Below are 18,523 nucleotides of genomic sequence, written 5' to 3'. Positions count from 1 at the left end.
CAGCCGCATATCTTTCGCGGAAATCCGAGACCAACGGTTACATCTTGTTGGACTTCGGCGGCCACCGCGAGGGTTCGCGAAAGCTGGCGCTGTACCGGTACAGCTGCGCGCAATAGGTAAGGGTCGCACGTTTGCACAGAATTAACGTGGAGGGCACATGGCCGCAGCCGAGAGCGCCCCGCCGGCAACTAAGCTCGATGACGCGTCTTCGACACGCACATCGGCATTACCGCAAGAGCGGAGCGGCTCGAACGGTTCCAGCGCCCGCAGATACCGACACACCACAAATGCGTCACGGCACCATCACAGCGCCCGTTGAACTGCATCGGCAAGCCTGTCCTGACCCCAGCGACAACGCGGAGACCCTATGTTCCACGCCGACCTGAAAACCACCCGACACCTGGAAGCCCGAATCATGACACCGGGCCAACTCGCCAGCTGCACATCCGCCCACCGAGCGACACCCTCGCAAAGAATTCCGCTATCGCCCGACAACGGGCCATCCCGACAACTCAGCTCGCTCGACGTCCTGCTGCTCGATGCCGAATCACCCACCATGCTGCTGCACGTCGGGTCGGTCACGCTGCTGGAACCACCCACCACCGGTGACGCGCTGGATGTCACGGCACTGCGCCGGTTGATCGCGAGCCGACTGCATCTGATCGCACCGCTGAGGTGGCGATTGCGCACCGTCCCGTTGGGTCTCGACCTCCCCTACTGGGAAGACAGCGACACCATCGACCTCGGATATCACGTACGAGACACCCGCCTGCCCGAAGGTTCGAACGACGAGGCGCTGGCCGATCTCGCCGCCCGCCTGCACGCGCAGCCGCTCGACCGAACTCGACCACTGTGGGAGTGCCACCTGATCTCCGGGTTGACCGAAGGCCGCCAAGCCATCTACACCAAGGTGCACCATGCCCTGATCGATGGCGTGTCCGGAGCGGAGGTCATGGCCGCAGTCTTCGACATCGTGCCCGAGTCCCAGCCCGTGCCCCCACCGCCCGACGGGCTCCGATTGTCACGAACCCCCAATCCCGCCGAAGTTCTCGGCCGCGGCATCGCACACACGATGGCCCGCCAGGCCGATCGGGTCCGACTGCCGCTACGCCTGGGACCGATGCTGCCGAACGCACTCACCGACATGCCCAAAGCCAATCCCACGCTGCCGGGCAACGGCCCCAACGGCACCGACCGGTCCTTCGCCTTCGTCTCGCTACCGCTCGACACTGTCAAACAGCTCAAGAACAGCTTCGGCGGCACCGTCAACGACGTGGTGATGACATTGTGCACCAGCGCATTTCGCCGCTGGCTACTCGACCACGACGCTGCGGCCGACGACCCGGCCGTGGCCGCGATCCCGGTATCGGTGCGCACCCAGGAACAACTCGGCACCGCGGGCAACCAGTTCTCCATCATGCTGTGCGAACTACCCATCGGCGAACCCGACCCACAACACCGCATGAAACTCACCCATGCCGCAATGCTCGCCGCCAAGGACCGCTTCCAGACCACCCCACCGGCCCTGCTGCACTACGCCACCGCTGCCCTACCGCAGATCCTGCACGGCCTGGCCACCCGCCTGCTCCTGCGCGTCGCCGCCCCCGCACTCCCACTGGCCAACATGGTCGTCTCCAACGTCCCCGGGCCGCAGATACCGTTGTACGCCGGGGGAATTCGGGTGGCCGGGAGCTACCCCATCTCCGTGCTCACCGACCTGTCCGGCCCGCTCAACATCACCGTCATGTCCTACAACGGCCACCTCGACTTCGGTATCCTCGCCTGCACCGACACCATCCCGGACGTCTGGAACTTCGCCACCTATTTTCAAGACGCACTCGCCGAACTGGTTGACTGCGCCTGCTAGTTCGTCGGGGGTTGCCGGGTTGTGGAGTCGTTGAGATAGAGCGGCCCTGGGCAGCGAGCTGTCCCCGAGGGCCCTCGCCGCCATCGAGGCCGCCGCGCCGCCGTAGCAAATCGCAGGCACCCGCTCCGACGACAGCCTCACGTTCGTCAACGGCTGAGGCCACCGCGGCGCTCGATGTCCGGGCCGATTCCGGCGGCGTGGCACTTCACGCGATTCAGGGTGTGCCCCGTTCCGTCGATGGTCTGTCGGCGATAGGCAGACAATATGACCGGGCGCTGGACGAATCGCAACGGCACCGACAGCAGCCAGGTCCCCGCCCGGCTTGTCGTGGTCGGCGGCGGCCCGGTCGGCGTGGAGATGGCCACTCAACGTTTTCCGCTCTCCGGAGCCGCCGATGAGAATCGGGATGTGCCGCACCGGCGCGGGCCGCAGCTGGTGCAGGCGTCGCTGGATGCGTTCGAGCCCCTGCTCGAACAACCGCATTCGGGAGCCGAGGGTGCCGTAGTCATAGCCGTAAACGGCGTAATCTTTTTCGTACCAGCCGGAACCGAGGCCGAGGATCAACCGGCCATCGCTGATGTGATCGACCGTGCGGGCCATGTCGGGATTGCGGTAACCGATGCTGGTGACCAGGGTGCCGATCTCTACCCGATTGGTGATCTCACCCCTTGAAGCAAGCGCGGTCCAGGCTTCGAAGTTGTCGACGTCGGGCTGCTCGGCCAGCAGGGTGGGTCCCTCGCTGGTCAGCTCGACGAACGGTTTGTGGAAGTGGTCGTAGCCGAAGACGACATCGACACCCATGTCCTCGGCGGACAGCACCGCGCGCCAGGCACGGTAGTTCGGTGCTCCGCCGGGCCAGATGTGGGCGCCGATCTTCCCGGCCCGCTGCAGGTTCTGCTCATCGCCGCCAGAGGCAGCACCGATGGCCAACCGGGATGTCCCGCAGCGGAATTCGGTTGGAACGGACGGCGGTGTCGGCGACCTGTCCGAGCCGGACGAATGGATCGATCCGATGAATACGAAATGAGGAGATGTGATGTCGGAACTGTCTGGACTCTCGGCCTTGGTCACCGGCGGCACCAGCGGAATCGGTCGCGCCACCGCGTTGACATTGGCGCGGCGCGGGGCCCGGGTGGCGCTGTCCGGGCGCAATGACCAGCGCGGTGAGGAGGTGGTCGCCGAGATCGAGGCAATCGGTGGTACCGCGGTGTTCATCCCGGCGGATCTGCGGGGCGAGGTATCAGCGCGGGCGCTGGCCCGAGACGCTGTCGCCCGGCTCGGTCAGATCGATGTGCTGGTCAACAATGCGGGCATCTATCCGTCCGGTCCGACGGAGCTGGTGACCGAAGCCGATTTCGACGCGGTGTACGCCATCAATGTCAAGGCGCCGTATTTCCTGGTGGCCGAGCTCGCCCCGCCGATGGCCGCGCGGGGCCACGGCGCGATCGTCAACGTCACCACCATGGCCGCCGAATTCGGTGTTGCGGGGACGAGCCTGTACGGGTCCAGCAAGGCGGCCGTGGTGTTGCTGACCAAGGCGTGGACTGCCGAGTACGGGTCCCGCGGGGTGCGGGTCAACGCGGTCAGCCCTGGGCCCACCCGTACCGAGGGCACCGCAGCATACGACGGCCTCGACGAGCTGGCGGCGAGCACGCCGGCGGGACGACCGGGAACGCCGGAGGAGATCGCCGAAGCCATCGCCTTCCTGGCCGACAGCCGGGCGGACTTCGTCTACGGTGCGATCCTGCCGGTCGATGGCGGGCGCACCGCCGTCTGACCGGACATCGGTCCATGCCGGGCGAGTGGCTCGTGCTGGGTGGTCAGGAGTTCGTCCCGTCCGGTGTCTGCACGGCTATTTCGCCACCCAACTCGTAGCCGCCGACCAGCTGCAGTCTGTCTCCGCTCCAAAATCGTCCAGGGTCGTACCAGTTGGGGCTGTGGTCCCGTGGCAGTAGTCCCATCTCCTGGTATGTCGCGGCGACGACCTCCGCGCAGTACGCATTCTCGAATTTTTGGGCGGCCGCCCGGCGAGACTTGTTCCGCGGCAGGCGCGTCCGACCGCGTAGCCAGCGTCCGGCGAGAGCGGCGGTGGATGGGAACGGGGTGCCGTCGAGTCGGGCGATGGTGCGCAGCAGGCTGTCCTCCATCTCTCGGGTGGCCGGACGGTTCAACTGGCGCAACCAGGTCCGCTGACCGTAGCGGTGCGCCCACACCAGCACGGCATCGCGCAGATTGTGCAGCTGGACGCCGCGGTGCACGACTCCCGACCACATATCGGGCAGCGATCGGCCGAGTTCCGCATGCCAGATCAGCGCGGGCAGATCGTCGATCACGACGGACATGCCGACATGATTCACCGGGCTGTTCGTCGTCATCCGAATCGCCCGGTCGGCGGCCGAATGACCACGGAACAGCCAGATGTCGCCGGTTCTGGTGAGCTCGAGTGCTCGGTCGAGGCTGATGCCCGTACCCGTCATGGCCGTAGCCTATGCGGTATGAGGTGGTGGAAGGCAGTGGGATTGGCGGGTGCGGCCGGTGTGGTCGCCACCGGTGTGGTGATCGTGCGTGCCGAGCGCCGCCGCCGCGCCTACACCCCGGACCAGGTCCGCGAACAACTACACATGCGATTCGCTCGAGCGACCTCGGCCCGGGCAGCCGCTGAAAACCCTGCTCCGGCAGCGCAGGAAGCCTCTGGTATCCGCGTGCGCATCCGACGTTTGCTTCGGCGCCGACCACAGCCGGGGCACCGACCCGGATGAGGTCACGGCAAGACCGGCGGAACGTATTCGAACGTCTTTCCCAGCAACCACACGAGTAGCAGTACCACCGGCAGATGGAACATGAACTGCAGGAACGTGAAACCGACGAGGTCGCGCGCCCGCAGTTTGAGTACTGCCAGCAGGGGCAGCATGAAGAACGGATTGACGAGGTTGGGCAGTGCCTCGGCCACGTTGTAGATCTGGACCGTCCAGCCCAGGTTCATGTGGACCTCGGTCGATGCCTGCATGACATAGGGAGCTTCGACCAGCCACTTTCCGCCGCCGGACGGGACGAATATGCCCAGTACCACCGTGTAGATGGCGATGACGATGGCGAAGCCGCCACCGCCACCGATGTTCGTGAAGAACTCCGCGAGATGTTCGGAGACGGTAAGACCGCCCCTGCCCTTGGCTTTGGTGAGTATCGCGGCCATGGCGGCGTACAGGGGGAACTGGACGAGAATGCCAGCCGTGGCGGGTACGGCGAGCGAGATGCCTTGCAGGAACTTGCGCGGCGTTCCGTGGAGCACCAAACCGAGCATGAGGAAGATGAGCAGATAGCCGTTGAGGCTGCTGACCACGGTGAGCACCGGTTTGGTGACGAGTTGGGAGATCAACCAGCCTGCCGTCAGCAGGCCGGCCAGGATCGGCAGAGTACGGCTGTACTCGAGCCATTCCCCTGGCCGCGAGCGCGGCGCCACTTCCGCGGGCTGGTCGTCCAGATCGACATCCAGGTCCTCGGCGGTCTTGATGGCTGCGCCCTTCGGCGCCGAGAAGTGCGCGACCACCACGGTCAGCGCCATGATGATGGCGCACATGAGCAGGGACTGCCAGGTGAAGATCGTGTGGCCGAAGTCGAGGACGCCGGTGATCTTCAGCAGTGCCGGAGGCAACGAGGTGGCGGTGGCCTGTAGCTGCGCGGCCGAGGAGGAGATTCCCAACGCCCACACCGCGCCCAACCCCATGAACGCCGCCGCGCCGAGCGCGCGATAGTCCACGCGCAGATCGGTCCGCCGGGCGATCGCCCGAGCCAGTAGACCGCCGAAAACCAGACTGAGTCCCCAGTTCAGAAAGGAGACCGACATGGAGAGGAAGGCAACGAGACCGACTGCGCTGCTGGCGGTTTGCGGCACAGTGGCCAGCCGTTCGATCAGCCGGGCGACAGGTGGGGACGTGGCGACGACATATCCGGTGAGAACCACCATGGCCATCTGAAGAGTGAAAGCCGTCAGATCCCAGAAGCCGTCGCCGAACGCGTTGGCGACCGTTCGCGGTGACGAGCCGTTGGCCAGTGCGGCGGCGGCCACGATGAATACGCCTGCGAGTGCGACGACGTAGGCGTCCGGGAACCACTTCTCCGTCCAACCGGCGAGCGACTGCGCGACCCGCGCGAGGCCCTTTTCGGAGCTGGCTTCTTCGATGGTGGACGTCATCCAGTTATCCCTCTTCTTTCCACACGTTGCCCGTGCGCGCATGTGACGCACCGCACAAGCTCGGTTGGAAAGTATTGGTGTCGATGTGTATGCGGGCAATAGGGAAATGCGCAGGTACCATCTGCAAAACTGCAGAAACTGTCGGCGGTCCGGCAGTCAGCGGCCCGCCCTCCGTCGCGCTTCCCGCGGACCTCGGATCCGTGATCTGCCAGCTCGTTCGGCAACTCCGATGGGCTCAGCTAATTTTGGTGACGGGTAACGATTTCCATCACATCGACTGCGGGAAACGCAGTGGCACAGCCAATTTCGAGCGGGGACAGAAGTGATATCGACCGAGAGCAGCTACAAAGGATTGTGTTGCGGCACAGGCGATCAGCGATCCGACCCCCGCCGTTCCGGATTCGATCACACTGTGCCCACGACACCCATACTCTCGAATCCAGGATTCAACGATGACTTTCCAGGGGCCCTGTGGGCCGGACAGAGGAGCACTATGACCGCCAGATTCGAACTCCGACAAGAACTCTGCGGTCCACTTGCGGCGGCCGCCGCGACGCGCCGCGGATGAGTGATCTGGTAACCCGCGCTCAGCTCATCCTGCTGGCGCGCACATTGCACGTCCCCGCGGAACGACTGGCCCATCTGGAGCGGCTCGGCGCCGAACACCTGCACGAACTGCAGCAGCGGATGGCCGCCATCATCTTCGATCAGCATGCCGAGACCTTTGCGCGCATCAGCACCTTGGTGCCGGTCATTCCGCTGAGTATCTCGATGCCGCTGGTCCAGCGGATCGTGCCGCCGATGATGGCGGGCCGGGCAGCGGGTGCAGTCGGTGTCGAACATCCGAAGAAGGCGGCCGAGACGGTAGCCCTGCTCGACACCTCGTATGCGGCCGATTGCGCGCCGTACCTGGATCCCACGATGGTCGGTCAGCTCGCCGATGTGGCACCGCCGGAACCGATCGTGCACATCCTCAACGAACTGCTGCGCCGCAGGGATTACGTCACGGCAGGCCCGTTCCTGGCCTATGCCACACCGGCCCTGATCGCTGCTGCGGAGCATGGCGTACTCGACGATGCCGGACTGATCTACTCCGCCGCCTACGCGTTCTCGGGCGCCAGTATCAGCGCCATCCTGCGCCAGCTACTCGCCGGTCGACAGGAGCGGATTCCGCGCATTGTGCACATCGCCCTCAACGGGCCGTCCGATCTGCAGCTCGCGGCCCTGTCGGCCTTCGCGCGCTGCGATGCCGACGTGATCGACGCCATCGGCGACATCATGTTCACCATCGGATCCACCGAATCCATCAGCAACCTCATCGTCACCGCGATCCATCTGGGTGCGGTCGCGGAGCTGCTGACCTTCACCGGCCAGCTCAGCCCACAGGCGCTCGACCGGATGGCAGCGAATCCGATCATGCGCAATGAAGCCGCGTTGGCGGCGATCATCGGCACCTTCGACAGCCACGCCGAGTCAGGTGTGTGGCGTGGTCTGATCCAGCTGCTGGCCCGCGGTGACGTCGATAGTCGACGTCGCAGTGCCCAGCTGCTCGCCGGACTGTCCGACGCGACCGTCGTCACCCTCCCCTCGATCGCCACCGAAACCGACCTCTGGCCGATGCTGCTCCAGGTGATCGCGGCGGGCGATGCCGATGTCCAGGCCCGAGTCGGCGCCATATGGTCCACGTTGCCTCCGGAACGCCGCGCCGGACTGGAATGGCATATCCACCACTTCGACGTGGACGGTCGGCTGGCGTTGATCACCGAGCAGATCCCGTCGATGTCGGTGGAGGAAGTCTTCTTCCGACGCCGTCAGATGGGGCGCAGGCGCGGCAGCTATTGACGGCCGGGACGTTCTCGACCGCCGTCAGCGGCCGCCGAGCCAGCGTTGCTGCAACATCCAGTGGTTGTCCCACCAGGCGCGGATGACGGCGGGATCCGCGTCGAACGGTGGTGGTGGGGACTCCCCCGGAAAGAGCCAGCTGCCGTCCGGCGCACCGACGGTGGTCGGTGTCGGCGACTCGGCGGTCGTGGAGGCGGTTGGTTCGAGCGGGTCGGTGGTTTCGGATGTGGGGGCGGAGGCTGTTCTGGGCGGGGTGCGGCGTACCGGGGTCGGGGTTGTTGTCGTCGGCCAGAGCGGGCCCGGCGTCGGCTCGATGGTGACGGGTTCGGATGACTCTGCGGTCGGTGCGTCTTCGGTCGTGATCGGCGCGGGTGCTGCGGGCACGCTCGGCGGCACCGATTCGGAGGTCCGGCTGACGACCTCCGCCGGATGGTCGTCGCGGATCTGCGCCACCGCGATTCCGGACGCACCCAGCACGGTCGCGACGGCGGCGGCACCGAGCAGCAGTCGCCGGGTCCGGCCGTCATCGGTGGACACCGCCACCGGTAGCTCCCGAAGCCGCTGGGCCGCGATCAGTGCCGCACCGCGTGCCACGGCATCGGCGGGATCCGCAACCGGGATCACCGGCGCCTCGAGTCCGAGTACCAGCACGGTCGCGATATCGGGATCCTCCGCCCCCGAACCGCAGACAGCGACCGCGTCCGGTCGCACGGCGACCGAATCCAATATCGGCAGTATCCGGCCGACCGTCTGATCCGCGGTATCGGCGTCGACGGTGCCATACGCCCACGAGCCGGATGCCGATACGGCGTCGCGCTCCGGTCCGAGCAACACGAATGACGTGTGACCGTCCGCGATCTCCAACGCGAGCACGGTGCCGAACTCGTCGAGTCCGGGCTCTTCTCGGGCCATCACGGCCAGCGCCGACCGCTCGGAGACCAGTGAAGACGACGCCCACTGTCCGGCCGCGAGCTGCGAAACGATCAACCGCCGCTCGACCACCGACCGGTACACAATGGCAACGTCCTCGACCCGGGCACTGTCACCCAGCTCTTCGGCGAAACAGTCCAGTACGTCAGTGATCGCAGCACCGACCTCATCCTCTTGCAGACGTGGCAGTGCCGCACACGACACGATCTCCGGCGCCCCTTCCCCCAGCACGACCCCGCGCACCATCGTCCGCTCCGCCGATATCCCCACTGTGGCCATGCAGTACACCTCTACTCGGTATGGACTCTCCTCTGTCATTCGCAACGGACACATCAACCGACTGCACGTCTGGCCGACTTCCATCGGCATATCGCCGTCACTGTCCGCTTCCCGCGTTCCCGACCACCAGCGTTCACCCACTTCCGCAGATCGACCCCACCGACACGCCCAGTGAGATCGGATTCGAATGCCGTCGGCGCCCGCGTCCTTCCCAACCATGAAGTCTCCGCGCCGGCGGGAGTGGTTCGAATGGTCGAACATGGAGTCCGGTCGATTCGAGGAAGGTCATATGAAACCCAGCGGCACAAGGATTCTCGACATTGTGGGTAGCCGTCGGATGGCGGTGGCGACGTTGGCGGCGATCACCGGGTTCTACTACCTGTTCGTCGCATTCACCAACTGCGTGGATACCGATACCAACCGAAACGCCGTCGCCGCTGTGCTGTCGATGAAATCGACCATCCACAACGCCGGAACCGATTGGCGAGCGATCACGAACAGCAGCGTCGCCCTCGTCGCCTACATCCTGATCGTGATCTGGGAATTTCTGACCGCCTTCGCGCTGCTGGCGGCCGCGGCGGTCTGGGGCCGAGTGCTGACCGGACGGCCGCGCCGGCTTCGAGCCGGTATCGACGCGGCCGTGAAACTGTCGAGCCTGGGCTGGACCATGGCAATGCTGCTGTTCGCGGGCGGGTTCCTCACGATCGCGGGTGAATGGTTCCGGATGTGGGCCAATAAGCAGGTGAACGCATCATCGGCGGCGCTGCAGAACTTCCTGATCGCCGCCGTCGGCCTGATCCTCGTGCATCTTCCCGAGTCGAGCACACCGCGGGATACCCCTTCGTGACGCCGGGTGAATCCGCCGCCGTCGAGGACGACGGCCGCGGTGGACCACGTGTTCAAGGACGCACACCGCTGAGATGACGGCGGAACCAGCCGAGGGCCAGATCCGCCACCTGCTCGAGTGCGCCGGGCTCCTCGAACAGGTGCGTCGCATGAGGGACGACGTCGATCTCGCTCGGACACGGCATCTGCAGCCGGGCCTGCTGATTGAGCTCCAGCACTAGCTGGTCGTTACCACCGACGATGAGCAGCGTCGGCGCGCGGACCAGCGCCAACCGCGGACCGGCCAGGTCGGGGCGGCCGCCACGAGACACAATGGCCGCGATCTCGATACCGGGCTCGGTGGCCGCCCACAGCGCGGCACCCGCTCCGGTGCTCGCGCCGAAATATCCGGTGGCGAGCTCGCTCAGCTCCGGCCGCGTGCGCAACCAACGGGTCACCTCGACGAGCCGATGGGCCAGCATCTCGATATCGAAGACCCGGGCACGATCCCCCTCCTCGTCCGCGGTCAGCAGGTCGACCAGCATCGTCGCGAGTCCGGCCCGATTCAGGACGTCGGCGACCAACCGATTTCTCGGACTGCGCCGACCGCTGCCGCTGCCGTGCGCGAAGACGACAAGAGCGGTGACGTGCTGTGGGACGGCCAATATCCCGGCCAGTCGAATGCCATCCGACGGCACCGTGACCTCGTCTGTCCGCGTCAAGGGATCGGATGCAAAGGACTGCATCGCACACCTCCTGTTATCCGGACTACCCCGACCAGTCGGTCATGCGCAAGCGTTCGAAGTGGTCGGGTCCGGTCGGCCGAGTACTCAGGCTCCCGAAGACTGCTGAGCTGATGTGCCGCGGTCTGCGATAGATCTCAAATTTTGCGACTGGCCTGTACCAGGCTGTGTTCGATGCGGCCCAGGATCTCGATGGCCTCGGATTGCTCATCGTCGGTCAGGGAGTCGGTGACGCTGGTTTCGAGTTCGGACCACAGGCGCTCGACTTCTCGACGCAGGGCGAGGCTGGCGGTAGTGGGTTCGATGATGCTGGCGCGCTTATCGTCGGCGCTGGGACGGCGGCGGACGAACCCCGCGTGTTCGAGACGCCTGATCGTGCGGGTCATTGTCGCGGCGTCCGAGCCGAGCATTCGGACGAGATCGGTCTGACGCTGCGGACCGAGGTCCCACAGCTGCATCATTACCAGTTCCTGACCGGGGTGCAGTCCGACGCGGCGCAGCAGTTGCCCGGCGAGCATGCGGTGCAGTCGCGCCACCCGCAGGATGGCATGCGACATGGCACCGGCCTGGACCGACGGCGGCAGCGGGACATCGGCCGCTGCCGTGGCCTCCTCATGGACGGGATCGCCGATCTCCGTGTCCTTCGACAACCGTTCCTCGCCATTCATAAAACTGCTCGAACAGCTGGCTACTCTACGCAGCCACCCGTCGAGCGAGTCCGCCGCCGCGTCCGGGATGGCTTGCCGTCAGCCGACATTGCGGGCGCTGATCACCGGGCGCTGCACGTCGGCAGGGCTGTTGACGCCGAAACTGATCAGGCGTTCGGGGTGGATTCGAATGATCGCGCCGTCGAATCCGCCGGTGAAATCCGCGTAGGCGGAGTCGGTGGGTTCGGTGATGGCCTCGGCGTGACCACGAATCTCCAGAAAGCGCGGTCGCCACGGATCCGTCGAGGCGAGATCGTCGATGACGAAGGCGACGCGGCCATTGTCGGCGACATTTCGGAACTTCCTGCTCTTCGCCATGCCGTGACCGGCGATGTCGATGGTGTCGGTACCGCTGTTGTAGCGGAACCCTACCGGGCTGACCTGCAGGGTTCCGTCGGGCTGGGCTGTTGCGATGCGGCCGAGCAGTTGACCGGCCAGGTATTCGCGTTCCGCGTCGGAGAAGATCATGACGATCCTTTCGGAGTTGATCGGAATGGGACTCGAACGGGAATCGATGGATTCGTCGGCGGGCGGTCAGCCGAATTACCGGGATGACCCGGTCGGTCTTCTTCTCGTAGCCGCCGAACCGCGGGGCCGCCCATCGAATCCGCTGCTGTGCCTGGTCAAGCGCAGTTCGCGCATCGTCACACACAACCACATTCCCGGAATTCTCGAGGTCTGAGCGGCGCAATCCGATGGGCACGGTCGTCCTGTTGCGCGCCGGAATGACCAATGCGACGCCGCCGCGCACCCACATCACGGCGCAAGCGGTGGACAAGCTCGCCGCCACCATCGACGTACGTACCCGACGCGCGGCTGCGTCCTGCCCCGGGTCCAGGCGATGCTGATGAGCGGTGCCAGCCCTGCGCTATCTGCTGCGCATACCCGATCCGCAGCAGCCGACATCGTGCCGTCGACCATCCCCGTCCTGCGCGAGTTGATCGCGCCGCCGATCCCGATCCCGAACAAAGTAGCTCGAAAATCTCTGTTCGAACAGCAAAATCCGGCAAGCGAGCAGCAGTGGGCGCACTTCGAACGCGGCCGTAGATCCATCCCATCTCTAGCTTTGGGGATATCCAGGACACTTCACGCCGGTGGTCTACGGCACACAACTGCCAGGAATTACGATCGGTAGATACCTGTTCAAACAGGTAAATATTGCCACCAGAAGGAGCTCGAGCCGATGACCACAGCATTCGATCCGATCGACGTCGCGAGCAAGCGCCTGTCCAACCGCATCGTCATGGCACCGATGACCCGCAGCCGCGCGTACGGACCGGGGTCGAGCCCGACGCCGGCCATGGCGACCTATTACGCACAGCGCGCCAGCGCCGGGCTGATCGTCACCGAGGGCACTCAGCCCTCAGTGGTCGGCCAGGGCTACCCGTCCACGCCCGGACTGCACTCGCCGCAACAGGTGGCGGCGTGGCGGACGGTGACCGACGCGGTGCACGCCGCGGGCGGGACGATCTTCGCGCAGCTGATGCACACCGGCCGCATCGGACATCCGAGCATGCTGCCCGAGGGATTGCGGCTCGTCGGCCCGTCGGCGGTGGCCGCCGCCGGAAAGACGTTCACCCAGGCAGGGATGCAGGACTTCGTGACTCCGGTCGAGCTCACCGAAGCCGATATCACCGCGACGATCGCCGATTTCGCACAAGCCGCCCGCAACGCCATCGACGCGGGTTTCGACGGAGTCGAATTGCACGGCGCCAATGGCTATCTGCTGCATCAGTTCCTGTCCACCAATGCCAATCGGCGCACCGATGGCTGGGGCGGCTCGACGCAGGGACGGATCCGATTCCCCATCGCGGTGGTGCGCGCGGTGGCCGACGCGATCGGCGCCGACCGGGTCGGCTTGCGCATATCCCCGGCCAACCCGCTCAACGACATCGTCGAGGACGATTATCGCGACACCTACCGAGCACTGGTCGAGGCGATCGAACCCCTCGGCCTGGCCTACCTGCACGTCATGGAAATGGGCCCCAAGGCCGATCGGGACCTCACCCTGGATTTGCGCAAGCGTTTCACCGGCACGTTCGTCCTCAACCCCGACACACCCGGTGCCGCGACCGGTCCCACCGAACTGTCATTGATCGAGGACGGGACCGCCGACATGCTCTCGTTCGGTGCGCTGTTCCTGGCCAACCCCGACCTGCCCGCCCGACTGGCGGCCGGGGGCCCGTTCAACACCCCCGATCAAGCCACCTTCTACGGCGGCGACGAACACGGCTACACCGATTACCCCACGCTCACCGCGTGACCGCGGCCGCCTGAGCAACCTGGGTCGCCACCTGCTGCGGTGGTGGTGACCCGGGTGGTCGCACGCGGAGCGGCGTCTTCAGCAACCCGATCCTGGCGTGTACGCTCTCAAAGAAGATCATGTAAATGTGACAGGGGTCACAGCTCCTGCCGCCAGTTTCGTTGTGCCAGATCGTCGGACCAGTCGCCCTGTATGGGGGTTCCGATGGCGCTCGTTCACACGCCCGTCTCGACGAGTGAAGGGGTTCGCTCGGCACTCGTCGCCGTGGGCATCGTTGCTGGATAGCCGGGTGTGCGCCGTATGCAATCACCTGTCGGGGAAACCGGATCCGTCACTACGGAGACCTCATGAGTTCACCGAACCGATTCGACGAAATGCAAAGCCGTGTCGCAGATATCGCTCCAGTGTTCCGCAAGCCGCTGGACTCGCCGTACGAGATTTCGAATGAACTGTTCGCCGCGCTGCGGCACGTTCTGCACGACGTCGGCGGACAGCCGGATGTACCGATCGAGTACAAGGAAAAAGTCGAAGAACCCTGGGAGATGAACACCTACGTCACCTGCGAATGCCTCGGCTGGCGGGGCGTGTGGAATTCCGAGGAACGCCGCCGCGCCGAGAACGACCTCGGTGCGACGCTGTACTTCGGTCTGCCCTATTACGCGCGTTGGGCGACCGTCGCCGCGAAGGTCCTGATCAACAAGGGTTTGATCACCCCGGACGAACTGTCGGCGAAAGTGGACGAGGTACGCGCACGGATGGAGGCGCGGACATGACCAGGAAGTACCGGATCGGCGATCGCGTCCGGGTGCGAGACGCGACATCGATGTTCCACACCCGCACCCAGGCCTACACCCGCGGGCGGACAGGTGTCGTCGTCGAGAACCGACCCGAGTGGGTGATTCCCGAGGACGAGGCGTGGGGACGGGACAACGGCCGCTTCGAACCGTTCTACGTTGTCCGGTTCCGCCAGATAGACCTGTGGCCCAAATACACCGGTTTCGACGTCGACACCCTGGAGACGGAGATGTCCGAGCACTGGCTAGAACCAGCGGAGGAGGATTCCAAGTGAGTCGGACCCACGATCACGGGCCACACGCACCGATCGAGACGAGCGGCGAGATCAGCGAGTTCGAGGTCCTGGAGACCGCGATTCGCGAACTCGCCATCGAAAAAGGCCTGTTCTCACAGGAAGACCACCGACGGTTCTCGGAATGGGCCGAATCGGTCGGTCCGCACGGCGGTTCGAAACTGGTCGCGAAGGCGTGGGCGGACCCGGATTTCAAGGCGCGCCTGCTCGCCGACGGGACCGAGACCTGTAGGGAAGTCGGCATCGACTGGCGTGACCCGACCGGCTCCGGAACGCCGAGCGACTACACCAATTTCTACGTGCTGGAGAACACGCCCAAGGTGCACAACGTGATTGTGTGCACGCTGTGTTCGTGCTATCCGCGGCCGGTTCTCGGAATGTCTCCGGACTGGTATCGCACCCCCAACTACCGTCGGCGCCTGGTGCGTTGGCCCCGTGAGGTGCTCGCCGAATTCGGGCTGCACTTCCCGCCCGACGTCGAGGTCCGCGTGCACGACTCGAACCAGAAGTCCCGTTTCATGGTGATGCCGATGCGCCCCGAAGGCACCGAGGGCTGGACCGAGGAACAACTCGCGGCCATCGTCACCAGGGACACGATGATCGGCGTGGCGCTGCCCCAGGTCGACTGGACCGCACAGGTGCCACCGAACCAGGTCCGGGCCGCCACGAGCAAGGGCGGGCAGCGATGAACAATGGTCCGTACGAAGTCCTGTTGGACACGCTGGACCCCACGTCCGGGCGCGAGCGCACCCTGCCGGAGCTGGACCGAAAGCCCGACCCGTGGGAGTCGAGCATGCAGGCAACCTGCGAATGCCTGTCCTGGCGCGGGGCATTGGACAACCTGGAACGCCGCCATGCCGAGGATGCGCTCGGTGAGACGGTCTACCGCGACTTTCCGGTACGGACCCGATCGGTCGTCGTCACGGCCCACACGCTGATGGATCGTGGATTGATCACCCCGGAGGAACTGCGTATGCGGATGGAGGTGATTCGGACGCGGTTCAACCGGGAGTAACCGTCCTGAGGATTCGTAGTATCCCTGCGGTCGGCTGGGCCGGGGCGGTGACCATTTTGGTCATGGTGGCTGCGGAAATACGTTCTGCGGCAACAACTCCTACCGTATGGCAGGGGTCGCTACGATGGAAGGGTGCGGATCGGAGTCGGACTCTCCACCGCGCCGCGAGCGCGGCAGGCGGGCGTGGAGGCCGCAGCGATCGCGCGCGAGCAGATCGCGGGCGAGTCGCCATCGCTTGCTGTGCTGCTGGCGTCACGAGCACACACCGACGAGGCCGCCGCCGTACTCGCCGGAGTCCACGAGGCGGTCCGGGTGCCAGCACTCATCGGATGTGTGGCACAGGCGATCGTGGCGGGCCGCCGCGAGATCGAGGACGAGCCCGCGGTGGTGGTATGGCTGGCGTCGGGATTGCCGTCCGCCGCAGAGACCTTCCAGCTCGACTTCGTCCGCACGACCGCCGGAGGGCTACTCGCGGGCTACCGCTTCGACAAGGCCGCGCGCGACTTCCACCTGCTGCTGCCCGACCCGTTCTCCTTCCCCGCCGACATACTGCTCCAGCACTTGAACACCGATCTGCCCGGCACCACCGTGATGGGCGGGCTGGTGAGCGGCGCGCAGTGGCCCGGCGGCAGCAGACTGTTCTGCGACCATGAGCTGGTGACCTCCGGTGCCGTCGGCGTGCGACTGCCCGGCCTGCACAGTGTCCCCATCGTGTCGCAGGGCTGCCGTCCGATCGGGTACCCGTATATCGTCACCGGCGCGCGTGGTGCGCTGATCACCGAACTGGGCGGCCGCCCACCGTTCGATCGGTTGCGCGAGATGGTCGAGGCGCTGCCGCCCGACCAGCAGGAACTGGTGACGCGCGGGCTGCAGATCGGAATAGTGGTCGACGAACATCTGGCGACGCCCGGACAGGGCGATTTCCTGATCCGCGGCCTGCTCGGTGCCGACCCGTCCAGCGGCGCGATCGAAATCGGTGAGCTCGTCGAGGTCGGCACGACCGTGCAGTTCCAGGTCCGCGACGCGGTCGGGGCGGACGAGGATCTGCGGGCGGCCCTCGTTCACATGGGTTCGGATCTGCCGGGACGCCCGGCCGGTGCATTGCTGTTCACCTGCAACGGACGCGGTCGGCGGATGTTCGGGGTCGCCGACCACGACGCCGCGACCATCGAGGACCTGCTCGACGGCATACCGCTCGCGGGCTTCTTCGCCGCGGGCGAGATCGGTCCCATCGCGGGCCGCAATGCGTTGCACGGATTCACGGCGTCGATGGCGGTCTTCACCGAATGAGCGTCGATATGCGGGTCTACGCCGAACTGAACGACTTCCTGCGGCCCGGCGAGCGATACACGGTGCAGCGCCGACAGTTTCGTTCGCACCAGACTGTGAAGGATGTCATCGAGGCGGCTGGCATTCCGCACACCGAGGTCGACCTGGTCCTGGTCAACGGGCACCCGGTGGCCTTCGACAAGCGTCCGCACGACGGCGATCGGATCACCGCCTATCCGGTGTTCGAGAGCCTGGATATCGGCCCGGTCACCAAGGTGCGTCCTCGCCCGCTGCGCGAGCCGCGCTTCGTTGTCGATGTCAATCTCGGCGGCCTTGCCAAGCTGATGCGGCTGATGGGCTTGGACGTGCGCTGTCCGTGGGACGCCGAGGATGCCGCACTCGCCGAACTGTCGGCGGCCGAGCATCGGACCCTGCTCACCCGCGACCGCGGACTGCTGAAGCGGCGCAACGTAACTCACGGCGTGTACATCCGCTCGGACCGGCCGGTCGATCAGATCGTCGAGGTGATCCGGCGGCTCGACCTCGGCGAGCAACTCGCACCGTTCACCCGCTGCCTGCGCTGCGGTGGCGCCGTCGTCGCGGTCGCCAAAGCCGAGGTCGAAGATCTGCTGGAGCCGCTCACCCGCCGCCATTACGACACGTTTCGGCGGTGCCACGGCTGCGGGCGGGTCTACTGGCAGGGCTCGCACCAGCGTCGGCTCGATGCCACGGTCGAGGCGATCCGCAGCGAGCTGACTCGATCCTGACACCGGTGTCGTGGTGACACGGCCGGGCTATTTCGACACCGATGCCGCGGTCGGAATCTAGTGTTGAACCAGATGGTGCTGCATCCGCTATCCGCTCGTCGGCCTCGGCCGACCGGTGCCGCCGCGTTGAGCGCGGTGGCGCGTGCGTAGCCGCTGACGTTGTCACCGGTCACCGGCTCGATGCCGTCCTCCAGCCAGATCCATCTTCTTGTGGCTCGAACGGGAGAAAAGCATGACGAAGCAGATCAAGGTGTGCTCGGTCGAGGACCTACCTCCGGGAACCGTGACCGGCGCGGGCCCGTATGCCGTCGGAAATATCGACGGTGAATACTTCGCGGTCACGCGCCGGTGCCGACATCTGCGGGCCGATCTCGCGGGCGGGTCGATCGAGAACGGCCGACTCGTCTGTCCATGGCATCAGGCTGCCTACGACGTGCAGACTGGGCACATGGTGCGCGGGCCGCAGCAGATCTTCGCGAAGATCCCCGGGCTCGGCACCATGTACACGACGCTGACCAAGGTGTGGCCGCTCGGACGCGGCAGGGTGACGTTTTCGGGCGACGACATCGTGGTCGAGTAGATCCGACCAGCCGGGCTCGGTCCGGTCTGCGCACCTACCCCGCCGAGCAGGTCTTGACGTCGGGTCACCCGAATCCCACACCGCCGGAGGGGTTTTCGTCGCGCGAGAGGTACTGCCCAACCACGAGCGACGACCGGGAATTCGCACGGAGCGCTGT

General features: G+C 65.7%; 19 protein-coding genes and 2 pseudogenes. 14 read left to right on the top strand and 7 right to left on the bottom strand.

From position 1 onward, the window contains the following. Positions 1-367: 367 nt before the first annotated feature. Positions 368-1,867, top strand: coding sequence for a WS/DGAT/MGAT family O-acyltransferase (locus tag ACQP2D_RS12935; RefSeq protein ID WP_433683946.1), 1,500 nt, complete (start codon positions 368-370; stop codon positions 1,865-1,867). Between the two features lie 324 nt (positions 1,868-2,191). Here the strand turns inward: ACQP2D_RS12935 and ACQP2D_RS12930 are convergent. Next, positions 2,192-2,758, bottom strand: a pseudogene (locus ACQP2D_RS12930) (LLM class F420-dependent oxidoreductase); the annotation flags it as partial. A 145-nt stretch (positions 2,759-2,903) separates the two neighbouring features. Here ACQP2D_RS12930 and ACQP2D_RS12925 point away from each other — a divergent pair. Next, positions 2,904-3,644 carry an SDR family NAD(P)-dependent oxidoreductase gene (locus ACQP2D_RS12925; RefSeq protein WP_433683945.1) on the top strand — a complete coding sequence of 247 codons (741 nt, stop codon included), beginning with the start codon at positions 2,904-2,906 and terminating at the stop codon, positions 3,642-3,644. Between the two features lie 43 nt (positions 3,645-3,687). On the opposite strand, the gene ACQP2D_RS12920 is transcribed toward ACQP2D_RS12925, so the two are convergent. Continuing rightward, entirely contained in the window at positions 3,688-4,344 is a 657-nt protein-coding gene (locus ACQP2D_RS12920; protein ID WP_433683944.1) for a hypothetical protein, read from the bottom strand. 18 nt (positions 4,345-4,362) lie between these two features. Here ACQP2D_RS12920 and ACQP2D_RS12915 point away from each other — a divergent pair, with 18 nt between their 5' ends. Further along, positions 4,363-4,626, top strand: coding sequence for a hypothetical protein (locus ACQP2D_RS12915; RefSeq protein ID WP_433683943.1), 264 nt, complete (start codon positions 4,363-4,365; stop codon positions 4,624-4,626). A 2-nt stretch (positions 4,627-4,628) separates the two neighbouring features. Here the strand turns inward: ACQP2D_RS12915 and ACQP2D_RS12910 are convergent, their stop codons facing one another. Continuing rightward, the gene (locus tag ACQP2D_RS12910; protein ID WP_433683942.1) at positions 4,629-6,059 is read right to left on the bottom strand and encodes a short-chain fatty acid transporter; all 1,431 of its coding nucleotides are present in this window, start codon (positions 6,057-6,059) and stop codon (positions 4,629-4,631) included. Between the two features lie 564 nt (positions 6,060-6,623). Between ACQP2D_RS12910 and ACQP2D_RS12905 the strand changes: the two genes are divergently transcribed. Next, a complete protein-coding gene (locus ACQP2D_RS12905; RefSeq protein ID WP_433683941.1) occupies positions 6,624-7,901 on the top strand; it encodes a hypothetical protein in 1,278 nt (425 codons plus the stop codon). A gap of 24 nt (positions 7,902-7,925) precedes the next feature. Here ACQP2D_RS12905 and ACQP2D_RS12900 read toward each other — a convergent pair whose 3' ends face one another. Beyond that, positions 7,926-9,110: a hypothetical protein gene (locus ACQP2D_RS12900; RefSeq protein ID WP_433683940.1), complete on the bottom strand. Its 1,185-nt coding sequence runs from the start codon at positions 9,108-9,110 to the stop codon at positions 7,926-7,928. Between the two features lie 289 nt (positions 9,111-9,399). Between ACQP2D_RS12900 and ACQP2D_RS12895 the strand changes: the two genes are divergently transcribed. Next, positions 9,400-9,957, top strand: coding sequence for a DUF2165 domain-containing protein (locus ACQP2D_RS12895; protein ID WP_433683939.1), 558 nt, complete (start codon positions 9,400-9,402; stop codon positions 9,955-9,957). Positions 9,958-10,009: 52 nt separating this feature from the next. Here the strand turns inward: ACQP2D_RS12895 and ACQP2D_RS12890 are convergent. From ACQP2D_RS12890 to ACQP2D_RS12880, 3 genes and pseudogenes are all read right to left on the bottom strand, one after another. Beyond that, positions 10,010-10,663, bottom strand: a pseudogene (locus ACQP2D_RS12890) (dienelactone hydrolase family protein); the annotation flags it as partial. 152 nt (positions 10,664-10,815) lie between these two features. Next, a complete protein-coding gene (locus ACQP2D_RS12885; RefSeq protein ID WP_433683938.1) occupies positions 10,816-11,328 on the bottom strand; it encodes a MarR family winged helix-turn-helix transcriptional regulator in 513 nt (170 codons plus the stop codon). 96 nt (positions 11,329-11,424) lie between these two features. Next, entirely contained in the window at positions 11,425-11,853 is a 429-nt protein-coding gene (locus ACQP2D_RS12880) for a PPOX class F420-dependent oxidoreductase (protein ID WP_433683937.1), read from the bottom strand. Here ACQP2D_RS12880 and ACQP2D_RS12875 point away from each other — a divergent pair. The 9 genes from ACQP2D_RS12875 to ACQP2D_RS12835 all read left to right on the top strand — a co-directional run bounded on the left by ACQP2D_RS12875 (position 11,852) and on the right by ACQP2D_RS12835 (position 18,366). Continuing rightward, positions 11,852-12,067: a hypothetical protein gene (locus tag ACQP2D_RS12875; protein ID WP_433683936.1), complete on the top strand. Its 216-nt coding sequence runs from the start codon at positions 11,852-11,854 to the stop codon at positions 12,065-12,067. The two genes, ACQP2D_RS12880 and ACQP2D_RS12875, sit on opposite strands and share 2 nt — an antisense overlap. A gap of 501 nt (positions 12,068-12,568) precedes the next feature. Further along, positions 12,569-13,648: an alkene reductase gene (locus ACQP2D_RS12870; protein WP_433683935.1), complete on the top strand. Its 1,080-nt coding sequence runs from the start codon at positions 12,569-12,571 to the stop codon at positions 13,646-13,648. A 347-nt stretch (positions 13,649-13,995) separates the two neighbouring features. Then, positions 13,996-14,421 (top strand): hypothetical protein, encoded by a 426-nt coding sequence (locus ACQP2D_RS12865; RefSeq protein ID WP_433683934.1) that lies wholly within the window; start codon positions 13,996-13,998, stop codon positions 14,419-14,421. Further along, positions 14,418-14,717 carry an SH3-like domain-containing protein gene (locus ACQP2D_RS12860; protein ID WP_433683933.1) on the top strand — a complete coding sequence of 100 codons (300 nt, stop codon included), beginning with the start codon at positions 14,418-14,420 and terminating at the stop codon, positions 14,715-14,717. The genes ACQP2D_RS12865 and ACQP2D_RS12860 overlap by 4 nt, the downstream gene beginning before the upstream one ends. Then, positions 14,714-15,424, top strand: a complete 711-nt coding sequence (gene scnC / locus ACQP2D_RS12855; RefSeq protein ID WP_433683932.1) for a thiocyanate hydrolase subunit gamma — start codon at positions 14,714-14,716, stop codon at positions 15,422-15,424. The genes ACQP2D_RS12860 and scnC overlap by 4 nt, the downstream gene beginning before the upstream one ends. Then, positions 15,421-15,750: a ScnB gene (locus ACQP2D_RS12850; protein ID WP_433683931.1), complete on the top strand. Its 330-nt coding sequence runs from the start codon at positions 15,421-15,423 to the stop codon at positions 15,748-15,750. The genes scnC and ACQP2D_RS12850 overlap by 4 nt, the downstream gene beginning before the upstream one ends. Positions 15,751-15,882: 132 nt before the next feature. After that, entirely contained in the window at positions 15,883-17,040 is a 1,158-nt protein-coding gene (locus tag ACQP2D_RS12845; protein ID WP_433683930.1) for an FIST signal transduction protein, read from the top strand. Next, positions 17,037-17,786, top strand: coding sequence for a Mut7-C RNAse domain-containing protein (locus tag ACQP2D_RS12840; protein WP_433683929.1), 750 nt, complete (start codon positions 17,037-17,039; stop codon positions 17,784-17,786). The genes ACQP2D_RS12845 and ACQP2D_RS12840 overlap by 4 nt, the downstream gene beginning before the upstream one ends. Before the next feature lie 232 nt (positions 17,787-18,018). Beyond that, positions 18,019-18,366, top strand: a complete 348-nt coding sequence (locus tag ACQP2D_RS12835; protein ID WP_433683928.1) for a Rieske (2Fe-2S) protein — start codon at positions 18,019-18,021, stop codon at positions 18,364-18,366. The last annotated feature ends 157 nt before the right edge of the window (positions 18,367-18,523 follow it).

Origin of the sequence: Nocardia sp. CA-119907 (assembly GCF_050955995.1) — a bacterium.
In the GTDB taxonomy this organism is placed as follows: Bacteria; Actinomycetota; Actinomycetes; order Mycobacteriales; family Mycobacteriaceae; genus Nocardia.
This window is presented reverse-complemented; position numbering and strand designations above follow the sequence as displayed.